This window comes from Massilia genomosp. 1, assembly GCF_011682185.1.
GTDB lineage: Bacteria > Pseudomonadota > Gammaproteobacteria > Burkholderiales > Burkholderiaceae_D > Telluria_A > Telluria_A rubra.
Genome location: NZ_WHJF01000056.1, coordinates 1 through 17,119 on the forward strand (window position 1 = coordinate 1; position 17,119 = coordinate 17,119).

General features: G+C 62.6%; 17 protein-coding genes and 1 pseudogene. 8 read left to right on the forward strand and 10 right to left on the reverse strand.

Going from position 1 to position 17,119, the window contains the following annotated elements:
• Nucleotides 1–463: RNA-guided endonuclease InsQ/TnpB family protein (locus F1735_RS19845; RefSeq protein WP_167238551.1), on the reverse strand; the 463-nt coding region annotated here is incomplete at its 3' end.
• A 21-nt stretch (nucleotides 464–484) separates the two neighbouring features.
• On the opposite strand from F1735_RS19845, the gene tnpA reads away from it, so the two are divergent.
• The 5 genes from tnpA to F1735_RS19870 all read left to right on the forward strand — a co-directional run bounded on the left by tnpA (nucleotide 485) and on the right by F1735_RS19870 (nucleotide 3,072).
• A complete protein-coding gene (tnpA, locus tag F1735_RS19850) occupies nucleotides 485–901 on the forward strand; it encodes an IS200/IS605 family transposase (protein ID WP_167238552.1) in 417 nt (138 codons plus the stop codon).
• 199 nt (nucleotides 902–1,100) lie between these two features.
• A complete protein-coding gene (locus F1735_RS19855; protein WP_167238553.1) occupies nucleotides 1,101–1,538 on the forward strand; it encodes an MbcA/ParS/Xre antitoxin family protein in 438 nt (145 codons plus the stop codon).
• A gap of 1 nt (nucleotide 1,539) precedes the next feature.
• A complete protein-coding gene (locus F1735_RS19860) occupies nucleotides 1,540–2,223 on the forward strand; it encodes an RES family NAD+ phosphorylase (protein WP_167238554.1) in 684 nt (227 codons plus the stop codon).
• Nucleotides 2,224–2,270: 47 nt separating this feature from the next.
• Nucleotides 2,271–2,591: a DUF2288 domain-containing protein gene (locus tag F1735_RS19865; RefSeq protein WP_167238555.1), complete on the forward strand. Its 321-nt coding sequence runs from the start codon at nucleotides 2,271–2,273 to the stop codon at nucleotides 2,589–2,591.
• An 82-nt stretch (nucleotides 2,592–2,673) separates the two neighbouring features.
• The gene (locus tag F1735_RS19870; protein ID WP_167238556.1) at nucleotides 2,674–3,072 is read left to right on the forward strand and encodes a PEP-CTERM sorting domain-containing protein; all 399 of its coding nucleotides are present in this window, start codon (nucleotides 2,674–2,676) and stop codon (nucleotides 3,070–3,072) included.
• Nucleotides 3,073–3,152: 80 nt separating this feature from the next.
• Here F1735_RS19870 and F1735_RS19875 read toward each other — a convergent pair.
• A pseudogene (locus F1735_RS19875) lies at nucleotides 3,153–4,148 on the reverse strand (helicase HerA-like domain-containing protein); the annotation flags it as partial.
• Here F1735_RS19875 and F1735_RS19880 point away from each other — a divergent pair.
• Nucleotides 4,047–4,829, forward strand: a complete 783-nt coding sequence (locus tag F1735_RS19880) for a hypothetical protein (RefSeq protein ID WP_167238557.1) — start codon at nucleotides 4,047–4,049, stop codon at nucleotides 4,827–4,829. The pseudogene F1735_RS19875 and the gene F1735_RS19880 sit on opposite strands and share 102 nt — an antisense overlap.
• A 63-nt stretch (nucleotides 4,830–4,892) precedes the next feature.
• A complete protein-coding gene (locus tag F1735_RS19885) occupies nucleotides 4,893–5,483 on the forward strand; it encodes a GNAT family N-acetyltransferase (protein WP_222853035.1) in 591 nt (196 codons plus the stop codon).
• 135 nt (nucleotides 5,484–5,618) lie between these two features.
• Here the strand turns inward: F1735_RS19885 and prfH are convergent, their stop codons facing one another.
• From prfH to F1735_RS19920, 6 genes are all read right to left on the reverse strand, one after another.
• A complete protein-coding gene (gene prfH / locus F1735_RS19890; protein WP_167238558.1) occupies nucleotides 5,619–6,248 on the reverse strand; it encodes a peptide chain release factor H in 630 nt (209 codons plus the stop codon).
• Nucleotides 6,248–7,441, reverse strand: a complete 1,194-nt coding sequence (locus F1735_RS19895; protein ID WP_167238559.1) for an RNA ligase RtcB family protein — start codon at nucleotides 7,439–7,441, stop codon at nucleotides 6,248–6,250. The genes prfH and F1735_RS19895 overlap by 1 nt, the downstream gene beginning before the upstream one ends.
• Nucleotides 7,442–7,823: 382 nt before the next feature.
• Nucleotides 7,824–9,284, reverse strand: coding sequence for a glycoside hydrolase family 5 protein (locus F1735_RS19900; protein WP_167238560.1), 1,461 nt, complete (start codon nucleotides 9,282–9,284; stop codon nucleotides 7,824–7,826).
• A 40-nt stretch (nucleotides 9,285–9,324) separates the two neighbouring features.
• On the reverse strand, nucleotides 9,325–9,882 hold the full coding sequence (locus tag F1735_RS19905; protein ID WP_167238561.1) for a LemA family protein: 558 nt from the start codon (nucleotides 9,880–9,882) through the stop codon (nucleotides 9,325–9,327).
• Nucleotides 9,883–9,966: 84 nt separating this feature from the next.
• The gene (locus tag F1735_RS19910) at nucleotides 9,967–13,044 is read right to left on the reverse strand and encodes a glycoside hydrolase family 48 protein (RefSeq protein ID WP_222853036.1); all 3,078 of its coding nucleotides are present in this window, start codon (nucleotides 13,042–13,044) and stop codon (nucleotides 9,967–9,969) included.
• A 499-nt stretch (nucleotides 13,045–13,543) separates the two neighbouring features.
• Nucleotides 13,544–13,819, reverse strand: a complete 276-nt coding sequence (locus F1735_RS19920) for a hypothetical protein (RefSeq protein WP_167238564.1) — start codon at nucleotides 13,817–13,819, stop codon at nucleotides 13,544–13,546.
• Between the two features lie 180 nt (nucleotides 13,820–13,999).
• Between F1735_RS19920 and F1735_RS19925 the strand changes: the two genes are divergently transcribed.
• On the forward strand, nucleotides 14,000–14,641 hold the full coding sequence (locus tag F1735_RS19925) for a VOC family protein (RefSeq protein ID WP_167238565.1): 642 nt from the start codon (nucleotides 14,000–14,002) through the stop codon (nucleotides 14,639–14,641).
• On the opposite strand, the gene F1735_RS19930 is transcribed toward F1735_RS19925, so the two are convergent.
• Both F1735_RS19930 and F1735_RS19935 read right to left on the reverse strand, forming a co-directional pair.
• Nucleotides 14,642–15,079 (reverse strand): tetratricopeptide repeat protein, encoded by a 438-nt coding sequence (locus tag F1735_RS19930; RefSeq protein ID WP_167238566.1) that lies wholly within the window; start codon nucleotides 15,077–15,079, stop codon nucleotides 14,642–14,644.
• 14 nt (nucleotides 15,080–15,093) lie between these two features.
• Nucleotides 15,094–17,094: a bifunctional 2',3'-cyclic-nucleotide 2'-phosphodiesterase/3'-nucleotidase gene (locus F1735_RS19935; protein WP_167238567.1), complete on the reverse strand. Its 2,001-nt coding sequence runs from the start codon at nucleotides 17,092–17,094 to the stop codon at nucleotides 15,094–15,096.
• Nucleotides 17,095–17,119: the final 25 nt, after the last annotated feature.

Below are 17,119 nucleotides of genomic sequence, written 5' to 3' on the forward strand. Positions count from 1 at the left end.
TCACTGTGACGTTGCGCAGCTCGCCAAGAACGTCCCGACTGTTGCGGTAACGCAGCCAGCCAAGTTTGGGCAGGAAGATGCGGCTGTTGGCCTCGTCAAGCTTGATCTGCTTCGGGTCCGGGTAGCGGAAAGTGTCGCCGCAACCCTTGCGCTTGAAGCTGGGGAAATCGGCCCGTTTCTCGAAGAAGTTCTTGTACGCCCTCTCCAAGTGCTTCAATGCATGTTGCAGCGGATGACACGGCGCGTCCTTCAGCCAAGGTGTGTCAGGACCATTGCGCCACCCGGTCAATTGCTTCGCCATGGCGACGTAGCCGATGAACTTGTTACCGGCCTCATGATTCTCTTTTTGCATCGCCAACGCCTTGTTGTAGACGAATCGGCACGCGCCAGCGAAGCGGCGCATAGTGCGCTCTTGCTCGCCATCTGGCATCAGTTCGTATTGATAGGCTTGTAGTCGTTGCATGCTTCGATTATAGTTTGGTCTATGAGTCACTACAATGAAATTCGCCACGGAAGACACTGTGTTTTCCTCATGCACCTACATTTGGTCTTCGCAACAAAATACCGCCGTGAAGTCTTCACAAAAGAGATTCTTGACGACCTGCGGCCGATATGCTCCAGCGTCTGCACGGACTTTGAAGCGGAACTGGTGGAGTTCGACGGCGAGGACGACCATGTACACTTGCTGGTGAACTACCCGCCCAAGGTTTCCGTTTCCAATCTGGTCAACAGCCTGAAAGGCGTTTCCAGCCGCATGATTCGGAAGAAGAACTATCCGAGCATCCGCAAGAAGCTTTGGGGCGGCGCGCTATGGTCGCCTTCCTACTTTGCCGGTAGCTGCGGCGGTGCGCCTATCGCCGTTATCCGGCAGTACATCGAACAGCAGCAGACGCCGCACTAGACGCACCAAACCGGACGGCTGCGCCGTCGGCGCTCTTGCCCCCGCCCTGAAGGGCGAGATTTGCCGCGCAACCGATCAAGGCGTCGCATCGCAAACTGTCCAGGTCGATTGTTTGCGCGGGCTCAGCATCGCTTTGATGGCGATTGGCTTGCACACGATATGAAAATAGAGTATAAATACTCCATAACCGGAGCCCACTATGAATCTTGCCTTCGCCTATCCCAAAAGTCGTTTCGAGCCGGCGGTGCTCGTCGACCTGAACGCACGCGCGGAGCGGGAACGCTTGTCCAAGTCCGCGCTCAAGGGGTTTTTCGCCCTCATGAACGCCTGGAAGCTGCGCGACGAAGACGCCCGCGAACTGCTCGGCGGCATGTCATCCTCCACCTATTACGAGTGGAAAAAGAACCCCGACCGCATTCTTGAAGTCGACCGCATCACCCGCATTTCTTACCTGCTCGGCATCTACAAAGCCCTGCATATTCTTTACGGCGACAAGCTCGCCGACGAATGGATCACCCTCCCCAACAGCAATCCCATCTTCGCCGGACGCACGCCGCTGTCGCAAATGCTGGCGGGCGGCCTGTTGTCGATGCAAACGGTGCGCAAGCTGCTCGACGCGCGCCGCGGAGGCCTGTGACTTGACGGTCATTCCCAAGCTCACCACCCTGCGGCAGTTCGATACCTGCCGCCTGATCCCGTCGCGCTTTGCTGACGTGGAAGATTCCGTGCTCGGCCCGTTGGCCGAGGATGCGGATGTCTTGCGCGACCTGTTCGATATCGACAACGCCACCAACGAACGCTTGCGCGGCGAGTACGGCAGCCTGCCCGGCATCGGTGTCGACGAACTGGTGTTCGGCGTGCCGAATTTTCGCATCATCAACGCCGCCTACACCTATCCGCGCCCGGAAGGCAGCCGCTTCAACGATGGCGAACGCGGCGCGTGGTACTGCGCTTTCGAGGCCGAAACGGCCCTGGCCGAAATCACCTTTCACAAAACCGTGGAGTACCAGGAAATCGGCCGCTTCGACGACAGCGTGACGTACCAAGCCCTGATCGCCGACTTTACCAGCACGTTCCACGATATTCGCGGTGTCGATGCCTTTGTAAACTATCTCGATCCGACCAGTTACATCGCATCGCAAACCCTGGCCACTCAGTTGCTCGACAGTGGATCGATGGGCGTGATCTACCCCAGCGTGCGGCGCCCCGCCGGCACCTGCCTGGCCTGCTTCCGGCCTGCGCTGGTGGGCAATGTGCGCAAGGGGCAAGTGTATCGCCTCACCTGGTCGGGCTCGCCCACTCCCGTCATCGACGTCGTCTGAACGATCGTCCTGCACGCTTCATATCACCTGAACTATTGAGTATTTGTATGCAAACCAAGCCTGAAAACGATACCGAACTGCGCGCCAAAATCAACCTCGAAACCGCGCGCCTGCCCTGGGCCGAATTGCAGCGTCACTTTGCCCAGGGCACTGTGGTGTTCGTCAGCGCCGAGCTCGACCTGGTCGATGTGGCGGTGCGCATCTCGCACGACGACAAGGACAGCATCGCCACATGGATGGGCGACGGCAAGCTCGGCAAAGTCTCGGATGCGCAGGCGCAAGCCTGGACCGAGGCCGATGCCGTGCTGTGGACCTCGGTGGTCCATCCCTTCATCCTGGTGCAGCCGGACAAAGGCGCGCTGCACTGACCCGGCGAGCGCTTCGCTCAAAACAGACGAAAACTTGAACAATTTGTAATGTCATTTAGTCATCCTTACTGCGCTGACGATAATGTCAATTTTACAAATTGAGGGGATGATTCTGCTCGCACTTAGCGCACTGAACAGCCAAGCCGCAGAGCAGGCTTACGAATTCAGCTACATCGGGGGCGAGTTCGGGGGCTGGTGGGACGCCAGCGTCAGCACCGGCGGAAATGGCGCTCCGCCGTTCGATGGCGGTCACATTACCGGGAGAATTTCCGTGACATCAGGATACAGCTCCTGGGGCCATTACGTTGATCTTGGCGAGGGCTCTTACACCATCTATACAATGACACCCGACACCACATTCGCGATCACCGCGGTGCCCGAACCGCACAGCTACCTGATGCTCGGTGTCGGCTTGCTGGCTATTGGTGCGATGCGCCGCCGTGCAAAGCGGGCAACGCCAGCAATTGCCAACGCCATCTGAGCAATTCGGATACGGCGCGGGATGGTCGGCAGCGCGCTGCCCTCCCCTGCACCCTGGTGCAGCCGGATAAGGCGTACTGACTAGCGCCGCTTCATGATCGAGCCCAGCACGCCACGGATAATTTCGCGCCCGACCTGCGAGCCGATGCTGCGCGCGGCCGACTTCAGCATCGCTTCGACCGGCGACTGACGCTTGCCGCCACCGCCGAACAAGCCACCGAGCATGCCGCCGAGCGAGGTGTCGGGCGCAGTGTCGCGCACACGACCGCGCCCGGCGCCGGCTGGCGTCCTGGTGCGTGGCGCGGGCGCGTCCGCTTTTTCCGCCGCCGCCTCGGCACGGGCGGCAAGGCGCTCGTGCGCCGATTCGCGATCGATACCTTGCTCATATACACCGGCCAGCACCGACTGCGCCATGGCGCGGTGGCGTTTGGCGGCGTCGATCGGGCCGATCTGCGATGCCGGCGGCAAGACGTAGGCGCGCTCGACCATGCTCGGCCGTCCTTTCTCGTCGAGCAAGGACACCAGCGCTTCGCCCAGTTCCAGTGCGGTGATCACCTGGGCGGTATCGAGCGCGGGATTGGGCCGGAAGGTGTCGGCGGCCGCCTTGACGGCTTTCTGGTCGCGCGGCGTGTAGGCGCGCAAAGCGTGCTGGACGCGATTGCCGAGTTGGCCGAGCACGGTATCGGGAATGTCGAGCGGATTCTGGGTGATGAAAAACACGCCCACGCCTTTCGACCTGATCAGCCGCACCACCTGCTCGATCTTTTGCAGCAAGGGCTTGGGCGCTTCGCTGAACAGCAAATGCGCCTCGTCGAAAAAGAACACCAGCTTCGGCTTGTCCAGGTCGCCTACCTCGGGCAGGTTTTCGAACAATTCCGACAGCAGCCACAGCAGGAAAACCGCATACAGGCGCGGCGCATTCATCAGCTTGTCGGCCGCGAGGATATTGAGCACGCCCCTGCCCTGCGCATCGGTTTGCAGCAAGTCATCGATATTGAGCATCGGCTCGCCGAAAAAGCGGTCGCCGCCCTGCTGTTCCACCGCCACCAGGCCGCGCTGGATGGCGCCGATGCTGGCTGGGATGCATTGCTTTTCGCAATCGGCAGCGGCGTGGACATGGCGTCAATCTCCTCGGTGCGTCAGGAAATCAATAGTACCGCATGCCATCGGCACCGATTGGTACTGGTTACACGGCAATGTTCCAAATGTGGTCCAATAGACGTCGCGGTGACGTGCCGCGCGCTATTTTCGAGGGAGTCCTGCATGCGTTCGATTGTTTTTCTCTGTGCGGCATGGCTATGCGCCAGTAGCGCCCAAGCAGCCAGCGGCGTGACTGCGGGCGGCGTGGTCCTGCTCCAACCTGAACAGGTGATCGGATCGCGCACGAGCGCCGACAAGCTTGCGCCCTATCTCAAACAGATTGACACTGCCGCCACGCGGGCATTCAATGCAGCCAACAGCGTGCCGCCCTCGGGTGGATTTTTGGTGGTGGCGATGCGCCCGGGAGAACAATCCAGATTCTGGCTCGATTTTCATCCGCCCTTGCCGCCCGCGCTAGTCAAGGAGCTGCTTGCCGGCGCGCAAGCCGTGCGCGTACCGACGGTGAAAGGCACCATCGTCGTTGCGATGAAATATGGCGTCGCCGGCGGCAGTGCGCCATCGCAGCCGATGCCGTCACCGCCCGAGTGGACTGCGGCAGCCAAAGCGGCGGGAGTGCCGCTGGAAACCGGCGATCTGGTTGAACGCATCTGGAAATAATCGCCATCCGGCCATCAACACAGTCACTGCTTCCTGACACCGTTAAACCCGACGAGGACATTTGTGGAAATACCTTGGATCAAGCCCAATCTTCTGCTTCAAGGAAAGAATATTGAGCTTCGCCCGCTTCAGTTCGACATGCTCGACGCCTTGTTCGCCGTCTCGCAAGATGCCAACATCTGGCGCCTGACCTCGGTCGACTACTCGGTCCGGGAAAATTTCTATCCCAACTTTACGGCCGCGCTCAAGGGCCGGGAAACTGGCAAGACCTACCCATTTCTGATTTGCCTGGCGGGCAGTTCGGAGATTATCGGAACGACGCGGTTTCTGGAAATATGCCCGGAAGACCGCAAGCTGGAAATTGGGGTGACATGGCTGGCAAGCCAGTATTGGGGCACCGGGGCGAATGCCGAGTGCAAGTATCTTCTTCTTGAATATTGCTTTGACACCTTGAAAGCGAACCGCGTCCAATTCAGGGCAAAGTCGGACAATGCGAGATCGCGACGCGCCCTCGAGAAAATCGGCGCGACCTTCGAGGGCATTCTCAGGAAGGACAAAATTGAACCGGGCGGCAATGCCAGGGACACGGCATTTTTCAGTATCATCAGCGAGGAGTGGCCGGACCTGAAGCCAACACTGGCAGCGCGCTTGTAGCCCGATCGCGGGGGACTGTCGCTATCCTGACAAACCATGCGAAAAATCACTCCGCTTTTTAGCGGAGTGAAGCCATCATCGGGCGCCCCATGCCAGCCTCAAGACGGTGCCGGCATGAGGCTGACGATCAATCGATCAGATCACCTTTTCCACGAAACCCATGCCCACGAACACGCGTCCCGCATTGCCGCGTTCGGCCTGGACATGATGCATGCGGCGGTCGGACTTGTTCTTGCCCTCCTCCGACTTTGCCAATTCCCCCAGCTTGCTCAACAATAGCTGCGCGGCCAGCCGCTTGTTGGCATGCTGGCTGCGCTCGGTCTGCACCTTCACCGACAAGCCCGACGCCACATGCGTGGCCCGGATTGCGCTATCGGTCTTGTTGACATGCTGCCCGCCGGGACCCGATGCGCGGGTCGCCTCGTAGCGGATCTCGCCGAACTCGGTCGACACGGCCGGCGGGGCAAACGCCGCGCCATTGAGGAACCAGTTCTTGCGCTTGTGCAGCTTGCGGTAAGGACTTTCGCAAATCCACTGGATGCTCCCGCACCAGCGCGCAGCCAGTTCCCGTTCAGCTTCGGCGGGACCGTCCAGCTCCAGCAGCACCGAGCGCAGGGTACCACCAACCGGCCCGTCCAGTTGCTCCACCACGCTCACCGTCACTCCCGCCTTGTGCGCCTCGCGGCCCAGGTGCGCGAGCGCTTTTGTGACTGCCAGGCAGCATTCAGCCGGCCCGGTATTGGCTGTAATTTGTAAGCAGATCATCAGCAGCACTCCCCACGCGTTTTGTAGGTCAGCACTGGCTTGCTTCTGGATACCACCTTGACCAGTCCCGCGCCCACAAGCGAGCCGAGCACGCTGTCGACATTCTTGTACGCCTGCGGCGCTTCTTCATAAATCAACGCGCGGTCATTGCAGATCACGCGCCCACCCATCGACGTGCGGCTCAATTGCGCCGGCGTCGCCAGTTTGTCGAGGCGGCCCTTGCAATCGGTGCGCTGCCACTTGCGCCCTGCCCCGTGCGCCAGCGAATGCAAACTCAGCTCACCGGCGGACAGCACCGGCTCGATCAGGTAACTATAGTCGTCACGCGAACCGGGCAACATGACCAGGCCCTGGTCGCTCGGCGTGGCGCCCTTGCGGTGCAGCCAGCCAGCGTGGCCGTCAATCTGCGCCGGCGTCACCGTGTTGTGGTGAACGTCGAGCACGCGCACGGCCTCGCAACGCAGGCGATGGAAAATGCGCGCCCCGATCAGCGAGCGGTTCACTTCCGCGTATTGTAAAGCCGCGTCATGCGCACGCAGATAGGCCACCGCCTCCGGGCTGCCATCGACCAGGCCGGCGTGACTGTGCGCATCGACATGCGCGCGCAGAATGACCTGGCCCAAGCCGCGCGAGCCGCTATGCACCAGCAATTGCAGGCACTTGCGCGCCAGCGTCGTGCGTCCGATCACATCTTCATCTTCGACCGCGTCGATCACCTGAAGTTCCGCAAAGTGGTTGCCACGGCCGATGGTGCCGAGCGAGCGCAGCGGCGCCAGGTCGAGCCCGGCCGCTGCCAGCGCGGCCGACAGCGCCTCGATGCGCCCCGGCAAGGAAGGATCGAGGCGTTTCAGATCGGCCCATTCTTCCTCGTCGATCACATCGTCGAGATTGCCGATCTGCTTGTCGATCTTGTCGAGCTTGGCCTTGCCCGCGAGGATGTCGGTTTGCCACAGCGCCATGCCGCAGCCGATATCGTTGCCCACCAGCGCAGGATACAGGCGCCCGGTGGAAAAGAACGCAGCCCCGACGGGATAGCCGCGCCCCGGATGCAGGTCGGGCAAGCCGACCACGCGTTGCATGCCGGCCAGTGCGGCCGTGGTTTTGGTTTGTTGTATTGCAGCGTCTTCGAGCCACAGACGGTCGGACGCGATGATCGAAATACGATCAGAAATATGCTGAACAAAATTGCCCATGTGATGCCAATCCAAAAAAATACGAGAGGGGATTGGGCGCTGGCGGAGCTGACGAGGAACTCGTCAAGTGAGGGCTAAAACGATGCGACAGACGGGCGAATGCCGTCGGTTCAGTGCAGGAGATTAGCCAGCCAGACCCAGAAAAAGAGCGTTTATGTTCAATTTTTGCATGATCGATCTCCTTTTCTAACATGGTTGGCCTGCTTGGGAATGCGATAGTAGGCGATTTTTTTCGCTAATGCAAGTGCTTGTTGAATGTCGGTAGCGATTGACGCTGATCCGTCGCCCCCGCGAAGGCGGGGGGCCAAGTCATTTGCACCGCCGAAGACTGAGACCGAACTTGGGCCCCCGCCTGCGCGGGGGCGACGGTCGTTACGCCAGTTTAGCGGACGGCGCAGAAGCCGAACGATTGGGTCGCTTTCGGCTGCACAGTGGCGTTGTACGGCTGGCCCGACGCCGTCAACGTGGCGCCAGTCTGGGTGTACACCGCGTTCCACAGGTTGTTGATCTTGCCCTGTACCGGCACGTTGATCTTCCACACTACCGGCGTCGTACCGGTGTTGTTTACCGCAACGTCAGCGCAATATCCAGCCGACCAGTCGGACGTGATCTTGACCACTGCCGTGACCGCTGGCGTCGGGGTTGGGGTTGGGGTCGGGGTTGGGGTTGGGGTCGGGGTCGGCGTCGGCGTAGGCGTAGGCGTCGGCGTCGGCGTCGGCGTCGCACCCGCCCACAGGTTTTTCATCAAAGCCATCTTGTCCGGCCACACCGTTTTCCAGTCATCCTGCAAAATACCGCCGGTGTCGCCGCTGTTCGGGTTGAGCGTCCAGTAGAACGAGCTGATCATGCCGCGTTCTTTCAGGTATTTCACCAGCGCATCCTGCCAGACCTTGTCTTTCGGATTGCCGCCGCCATGACCGTACTTGCCGCCCCACTCGCCCAGCACCACCGGATAATCCTTGGCGAACTTGCCCCACTGCTGGTCCCAGATCGCCGGCATGTTGGCCGGGAAGTTGGCGGCCTTGAAGTATTCCATCTCGAACACGTCAGGACCGTAGACGTGCGGCGACAGCACCAGCTTGTTGCGCGGAATATCGAGCGCCTTGCAGTTCAGCGGCTCCAGGTTGCCGCCCCAGAAGTGACCATACTGGCCCTGGCAGCCGCCCGCATTACTGGCGATGCCTTCGACAAAGATCAACAGGTTCGGATTGACCGCCAGAATGCGCTTCGACGCGCGCTCGGCCGCCAGGTTCCAGTCGGTACGCACATTGCCCGTGCCCCAGGTCGCCTGGCCGTGCGGCTCGTTCTTGATGTCCAGGCCAACCAGGTTGCGCAGGCCGGAATAGTGCTGGGCCAGGTATTCCAGGTCGGTCAGCCACTGTTCTTCGGTGTACTGCGGCGTTGTCCACAGTTCCGAAATCGCCTGGCAATCCGGACGGTGATGATCGAGCAGGATGTAGATGCCGCGGCGGTCGACTTCTTTCAGGAACACGTCGAGCCACTGGCGCGAGTTCAGGCCGACCAGGTCCGGATTGGCCAAGGCGTCGATATTCGGCTTGACCGATGATTCGCGGAAGGTAGCCGGGCACACCGGAATGCGCAGGGCGTTGAAGCCCTCCGCCTGCACCTGGTCGAGCATGCTCTTCCAGTTGCGCGTCCACAGGCCATGCACCGAACCGTCGAAGGTTTCGAAGCCGAACCAGTTCACGCCCTTGAGCGTGACCGGGCGATTGGCATCGTCGAGGATCTTGTTGCCGGATACGGTAAAGGCGTGGCCGGCGCTGGCCGCGAAGGCCAGGGCCAGCGACAACGCCAGTTTGCTTGCAAATTTCGGGGTAATCATGAAGCATCTCCAATAAGTGAGAGGACTTGAAGCGAACCGGTCAAAGCCCGGCTGGTAGCGGCCGGTAACCGGTCACCGCTGCGACCGCGGCACCGGGGAAGGTGCCGACCAGGGCGTTGTAGCCCTCGGCCGATTTTCCGTAACGGCTGCGGGCATCGGCCAGCGCAAGCTCGTCTTGCGGCAATTTGCCGCGTAGTTCCTTGAGCGAAGACACGGTCTCCAGCTCGGGCGCGCCACGGGTGCCCGCCAGGCGGTACAGCACGCCGGTCAGTTCTCCCTGGTAGCGCTTGTAGTTGTCGACCGCTTCCGGGTTGTTCAGCACGCCGCTGTTGGTGGACAAGGCCGTTGCCCGTACCAGGCTGGTACGGGCCTGGTCGATAAAGGCCGGATCGAGTCCGCCGGCGCGCGCCGCGCCTTCCAGCGCCGTGCTGCCCAGGCGCGCACGCGCCGCGTGGATCTGGGTCAGGTCGTGCCAGGCCTGGGCGCCGCCGGCCCGCGCTTCGCTGAGCTTGCCGTAACTGATGGTACCGCCGACGCCGGCTGCGGCGAGCACCACCGCGAGCACGGCGATGGCAGCGTGGCTTGAACGAATCGTCATGGTCGTCCTCCTCTGTTTGGGAATACAACATTCACATGCAAAAAATCCGCGCGGGCCAACAAGGCCCGCGCGGACGACTGACAATTACTTCACAACAATGGTGCAGCTACGACCAGCCCAGCTCAGGCCGGTTGGCAGCACTTTGGCGCCGCTGTAGGCCAGTTGCATGCCGATCTCGACATTGCCGCCGGCGGCGATGGTCGCGTTCCAGGCTGCCGGCACGGCGTTGAACGCACGGCCGCTCTGGGTCACGGTGGCGCCCCACGAGTTGCTCAGGGTTACGTCGTTCGACGCGGTCCAGTTCAGTGCCCAGCCGGTAATCGGCGCGGTGCCGGTGTTACGCAGCGTGACCCGTGGAACCTGGCCCGAACCCCAGTCGTTGGTGGTGTCGAAGTCGACCGCGCAACCGCCGGTCTGCACATCCTTGTCCGCTTCGGTCGCTACCGCGTTGACCGTTGGGGCCGTCGGCGCGCTGACAGCGAAAGTGGCGCTGCCGTTGACGGTGTCCGCATCGATTGCGGCGGCGATCGTCACGGCCTGGGTCACGTTCCAGTTTGCTGGCGTGAAGGTCAGGGTTGCGCCACCGGCGACCGCGAGGTCGGTGTCACCGCTCAGGCGGGCAACGCTCACCGTCACGTTGGCTTTTGGCGCGGCTGCCAGGCGGACCTGGAAGGTGCGCGATGCGCCTTCCGGAACCGACAGCGGCGCACCGGTCACCAGCAGCGACACAGGAATGACCACATCGCGGTCGGCCTCGGTCGCCACCGTCGTGGCGCTCAGGTAACCAGGCGCCGTGAAGGTGAAGTTGGCGCTGCCGTTGAGCGCATCGGCGTCCACCGCGGCGCTGATCGCCACGGCTTGCTGCACGTTGTAGTTGGCCGGCGTGAACAGCAGGCTGGCCTGTGGTGCGCTCAGGTCGACGTCGCCGCCGGCTGCCTTGGCGACGGCCACCGTGACGTTGGCGGCAGGCGCTTTCGACAGGGTGATGCCCACGCTGCCGGAACCGCCTTCAGGCACGTTGATGGCGCTGGTGCTGGCCACGATCGACGGCGTATCGGTGCCGCCGATGATGTTGGCGTAATCGGCCAGCGCATTGGCGATATCAGCCTGGGCCCAGAAGCGGTGGTAGCGCCAGGTTGGTGCCGGGCCGCCGTCCAGGTAGGCTTTCAGCTTGGGCCACTGTGGATCGTCCTTGTATTTCGGACGGATGCTCAGGAACGTCGCGCTCGAATCGATCGTTGCGCCCTGGGCGTTGGTGCCGGTCCAGCCCTGTGGAATGTACACGCCCGAACCGGTGGCCGGATCGTAAGGCTGGGTGAAGCGCTTGTAGTCGGCGCGGGTTTCGTCGACCACCAGGCCAACCGAATCCTGGTGCTTGGCCCACATGCGGTCCAGCAGCTGCTTGGCCAGCGCTTTGGCAGGCTCGTTGTTGGCTTTGGCGCCGTAGTAGATCAGGGTGCGGGCCAGGGCCGCTGCGATACCGACGTCGTTGGTGCTGTCGACGATTTTCACGCGCAGGCCGGCATTCGCGCCAGGGGTGGCCGCGTTCCAGGTGTCAGGCGCGCCGGACCATGCCAGGGTGTTCGGGATGGTGTAGGTGCCGTCCGCTTTCAGGACCGTGTTGGCCGATGCCCAGGCGACCCATTTGTCCAGCACCGCCTTGGCGCGCACGTCGCCGCTGGCGTAGTAGTACTCGGCCACACGCTGCATCGACCAGGCCTGGAAGCCGAACCAGGTGTTCGAGGCCGGATCGTGGTAGACCGGTTTTTCATCGTAGAACATGCCGTGGAAGGTCGGGGTGCCTGCCGGCGGGGTCAGGTAATCGCCGCCCCAGCTGTTGGTCGCGCCGCCGGCGATGGCGCCGTCAGCCGATTGCAGCCAGCGGTAGAATTCCATCTGGCGGGTCAGGCTCTTGCCCCAGTCGCCAGCCGCGGTTGGCGACTGCGGCTTGAAGTCGGCCTGGGTCGACAGCGCCCACGCGGCCAGCGGATTCTGGTAACCGAAGTGGTTGTGGCTCGAACCGATGCGCCATGCCCAGCCGGCGTTGGCGTCGGTTGCGCCGCCCCATGCGTAGTACCAGCTCATCAGGTAATGCTGATTGTCGCGTTCGCCGTTTGCATCCGGCTGGCCATTGCCGCCTGGGCAAGCGTTCGCATTGGTGCAATTGCCGATTTTCTTGAAGTACTTGTCGAACATGGCGTAGCGCAGGAAGTCGCCCATCTTGGCCGCTTTGGTGACCAGGTCGGCCACTTGTGCGCTCTTGCCTTGCTGCTTTGCCCAGACCGAGGCCCAGTACACGGCTTGCACGGCGCGCGCATCGGCGTCAGGTGCATTGGTGTAGCGGAACTGCTTGGCGCGGTTGTTGTCGCCGATGAACAGGCCGAGGAAGCCTTCGCCGCCGCCGTTTTTGCCCCATTTAAAGGTTTCGCACGATGGGTGCGGCACGGTTTCCCAGACCGATTCCTGGGAACCGCGCTGGAAGGTGTTGATGTACGACGGACGCGTGGTGCCGTCGCCGCATTTGCCGTAGCCGTACCAGTTATCCACGTCCAGCAGCCAGTGCATGCCGTAGATATTGCTGGTGCCGTAGGTCGACTTGAGTTCGTTGGCGATCGGATCCTGGCCGACCGGCACGCCGCCGTTCAGCGGCGCAGGGTACTGCTTCGGCAGGTCGTACTCGGCGGCGTAGGTCGCCGGTTTGCCTGGGTTGTAGAAGCTGTTGGTCGGCTGGTCCGACTGCGATGGAATGATGTACTTTTCCATATTGGCCCAGGCCGCGTTCAGCGGACCCCAGTCGCCGGTGGCGCGGCCGTACTGCGCTTCCATCCACAGCCAGTAGCTGTACGCTTCCGAGGTGGTTTCGTGGCCGTGGTCCGGTGCTTCGACCATCAGCGTTTCGATCGAGTGGTACGGCACGCCTTCCTTGCTGAAGTAACCGTTCGCAGGATCCTTCATCTTCTTGTACTGGGTCAGGAAGCGCTGCGTGTATTGCGCATCGGCGGCGGCGTGGGCCGTTGCCATCATCGGCAGGCTGATCGCCGCGGCGCTGGCCGCCGTGATGGACAGGGCCAGCAGGCCGCGCATCGCGCTGCGCGCCAGGCTCCGGCCGCTGCCGCAGTTGCGCAGGGCGTCGGTGACGGCGTTCAGTTTAATCTTGGACATCGAATTCATTCAGGAGTCTCCTCGCAATTGTCGTACTTTATGGCGTGCGTGAATCACGTTCGCCGGCATGGTGGTCGCCATCGTTCCGGATGCACCGGCGCGGATGACGCTTGTTTCATTGTGTTTCCCGCGTTCCGGTCCGTGGCGGGCGGCCACGGCGCGGTTCACGTTGCGCCAGCCGCCGCCTGCCGGAGCAGGCAACAACGTGCGCCCGAAGACAGGTGGATGCCTTCGCTGTCTGCACGCGCCGCACCTTCCACTGCCCAGAGCAAGGCTGCGACGCCCACAGGGCCTGCTCGGTGAGGCCGGCCATGCCGGCCTCGCGCTACGCAGGCTTGAAAACGTTTTCAACTCTTTTTCAAAAAAAACGATCAAGTGACCGCTCTTTGTCGAATCACCGTGGCGACGGACGTGTCCGGGCCAAGGCACACCCTGGGGTAACAAAAAGTAGCTTGTCGCCTAGGTATGGACGCAATGTATCGCTTGCAAAGGTTAAATGTCAAGAACGCAAAAATGAGGTTTTTTGCAATGTACATATAGCAATTGCTGGATGAAAACAGCTGTGTCGATTGTGGAGCTTTAAGGAACCGTTTCCAGAAAAAAGAACAAGTATCGCCCTCAACAGCAGGGCTTTCACGGCTTTCATAGAAAAACGGTCGAAAAACCACACAAAATAATGATGCTTGGTGTTCAAGATCACCTGCGAAAAAGAAATGTTAAATTCCTTGGCGTGCATACCTGCCGCCGGCAACTGAACAGCGTTTTTATCTGCCAAACACCCGTGGCGAAAAACTGACGCTGAAAAAGTTTCATATCCTTGAAATCGCTTTCATGCTAAATAGCGCTTTGCTTATGCATTTTCTGCGGAGCGACCTGCTTCGATGCAGCGTCCTGGCTGCTCGCGGTGCTACCATCGTGCGTCGTTCATCGCCAACCACGCCGGAAAGTGACGCCCATGCCCGCCTGCCAGCTCGACCACATCACCATCACCGCACCCACCCTCGCCCAAGGCGCCGCCTGGATCGAGGACAAGCTTGGCGTCAGCCCCGCACCGGGCGGCAAGCACCCCGGCATGGGTACGCATAACCTGCTGCTGCGCCTCGGCGACGCCCTGTTTTTGGAAATCATCGCAATCGATCCCGATGCGCCGCCACCGGCCCGCGCACGCTGGTTTGCGCTCGATAAGCTGTGTGCGGATGCGCAGCCAGCGCTGTCGACCTGGGTCGCGCGCACCAGCGACATCGCGCGCGCCGCCGACGCGGCCGCGCCGGTCGGCGCGCTCGGCGCCGTCACGCCCATGAGCCGGGGTGCGCGCAACTGGCTGATCACGATTCCCGACGATGGCGGCCTGCCGCTGGAGGGCGTCGGACCGGCGCTGATTGAATGGGAGGCGGGGCCGCACCCTGCGGCCGGCATGCCCGATCTTGGCCTGTCGCTGGACACGCTGGAACTGTTTCATCCGCAGCCGCAACGCGTGCGCGCGCTGCTCGACGCCATCGGCATGCACGCGCCGGTGACGGTGGTGCCGATCGACGCCGGCGCACGGCCCTGGCTGCGCGCGCACATCGGCACGCCAGCCGGCCGGCGCGTTCTCTGACTAGTGCGCGTGCGCGCGGTGCGTCATCGCGTGCGCCGCTTCGCGCAGCAGCTGGGCGGCGCGCTCCGGGTCGCGCGGGTAGCCCAGCGCGCCTTCCTGCACATACATGGCCATCTGCTGGAGCGCTTCCGGGTGCTCCAGTGCAGCAGCCGCTTCCAGCCAGCGCCGCGAGGCCGCCAGGTCTTGCGCGCAGCCCTCCCCCGCCGCCAGCATGGCCGACACGGTGAACATGGCCGGCGCATGGCCGCGCCGCGCGCTCGACTCGATCAGCGCAAACGCGCGCAACGGCGCGCGCGCGACGCCAATACCGTTGCGCACCATGCGCCCCAGGTCATACGCGGCCTGCGGGTCCTGCGCGGCCGCTTGCCGCAAGCGCGCCAGGCCGGCCGCGTCGAGCGGCTGGGCGTGCGCCGCGCCGCCGCAAAGCAGGGCCGCCAAAACCAGGCGCCGTATCATTTCGACAGATCGACCGCGTACAGGGCAAAGCCCTTGCCCAGGCCATCGTCGGCGCGCAGTTGCGACACATTGGCAAGCCCGGCCTGCCGGGCCAGCGGCAGCAGTCCCGGCGCGGAATGGAACACCACCGGGCCGGCGGTGCGCACCCTGGCAAAGCGCCAGCTGCGCTGCTGGCCGCTCTCCGCGCGCGTCAGGTTCTTGACCTCCTTGATGTACCCGATCAGCACATCGCGGTTGGCGTCCGGCGCGGCCACGGCGGTCTTGCTGCCGTCCAGGCCCGGAAAACCGCCACCGCCGCTGGCGCGGTAGTTATTCGTCGCGACCAAAAACTCGTTCGAGGCAGTCACCGCCTTGTCGCGGAAGCGCAGGTTCTTGATGCGCTGGCCCGGCACTTTGCTCACATCGATCTCGTAACTGATTTCCTTGCTCGTCATGGCGTCGAAGTTATAGGTCGGGAACGCGGTGTTGACCAGTTCCTGCGGCGTCGTCAGCTCCGGGTCGATGGTGTTGAAGCGCCCTGCCGCGTGTTCCAGCCACGCCTTGAGCTCCCCGCCATTGACCTTGACCGCATACAGTGAATTCGGATACAGGTACAAGTCGGCCGCATTGTTGAGCGCCAGGCTGCCGGCCTTGACGTCGGTGTAATCGCTCACGCCGGCGCTGCCGCCCTTGAACGGCGAGGCCATCGACAGCACCGGCAAGGCCGCGTATTGCGGCAGGTTGGCCTTGACGTACTTGCTCACGTAATCGGCCTGCGCCAGGTTGACCACCGCAATGGCCGTCACATCGCCCACATCGGCAAAGTAGGTCGACATGCGGAAGTCGGTCGCGCCGACCGGCGTCTTGACGTAGCCGATGGTGGCTTCATGTTCACCCGCGACCAGCGCCGCAATGGCCGGATCGGGCGCAATGAACGATTTGCCGGCCTGCTGCGCGGCGCGCGCCTCCACCGTGGTCTGGCTACGGTCGACTATCCAGCGCTGGCCGTCGTGCGACAGGTGCAGGCCGATCACGCCAAGGTGCTTGCCCCACAGGTTGGCCATCACGGTCGGCACGCCGTTGACCAGGCCCTTGACCTTGTCCACGCCCGGCAGGTTAAATTGCGGGATGGTGCTGGACGCGTTCGGAAACGGCAAGTGCGAGTGCCCGATCAGCATGGCGTCGATGCCCGGCACTTTGGACAAATGCCAGTTCCCGTTTTCCATCGACGGCTGGTAGGCGCTGTCGTCCAGACCGCCGTGCGAAATGGCCACCACCAGGTCCGCCCCTTGCGCACGCATCTCGGGAATGAACCTGGAGGCGGTTTCGCGCAGTCCTTCGGTGTAGACCTTCCCTTCGAGCGACCGCTTGTCCCACGACAGGATGGTCGGCGGCGCAAAGCCGATGATGCCGACCTTCAGCGTCACCGTCAGCGGCTTGCCATCGGCGTCCTGCGCGGTGATCTGCTTGTCGATGATGCGGTAAGGCGCAAACAGCGGCTGGCGCGTCTTGAGGCTGTAGACGTTGGCCAGCACCTGCGGAAAGGCCGGCCCGGCGCAGCGCGGCCTGGACGCATCGACACCGTCGACCTCGAAGCGGTTGCCGGTCACCTGGCTCAGGTAAGCGAGGCCATAATTGAATTCGTGGTTGCCGATCCCGCCGCCGTCATAACCGAGCTTGTTCATGACCTTGTAGATCGCCAGCGTCTGGTCGCACTTGAGCGGATGGGCCAGCGCCTGGTAGTCGGCCAGCGCGCTGCCCTGGATGGCGTCGCCGTTATCGAACAGCAGATTGTTCGGGAACTGCTGGCGCGCCTGCGCAATCAGGGCGGCCGTGCGGTCCAGGCCCAGCGACGGCTCGGGCGCGAGCTTGAAGTAATCGTATCCCAGCACGTTCGAATGCAGGTCGGTCGTTTCCATCACGCCGACGAGCGCCGTGGAACCCTTGGTCGGCGTGGCGGCGCCCGCGACGGCGCAGAACATCAGGGGCAGGGCGGAAATGCAGATTTGATAACGCATAGCGGGCGCTTTCGGGCGAGTGGAG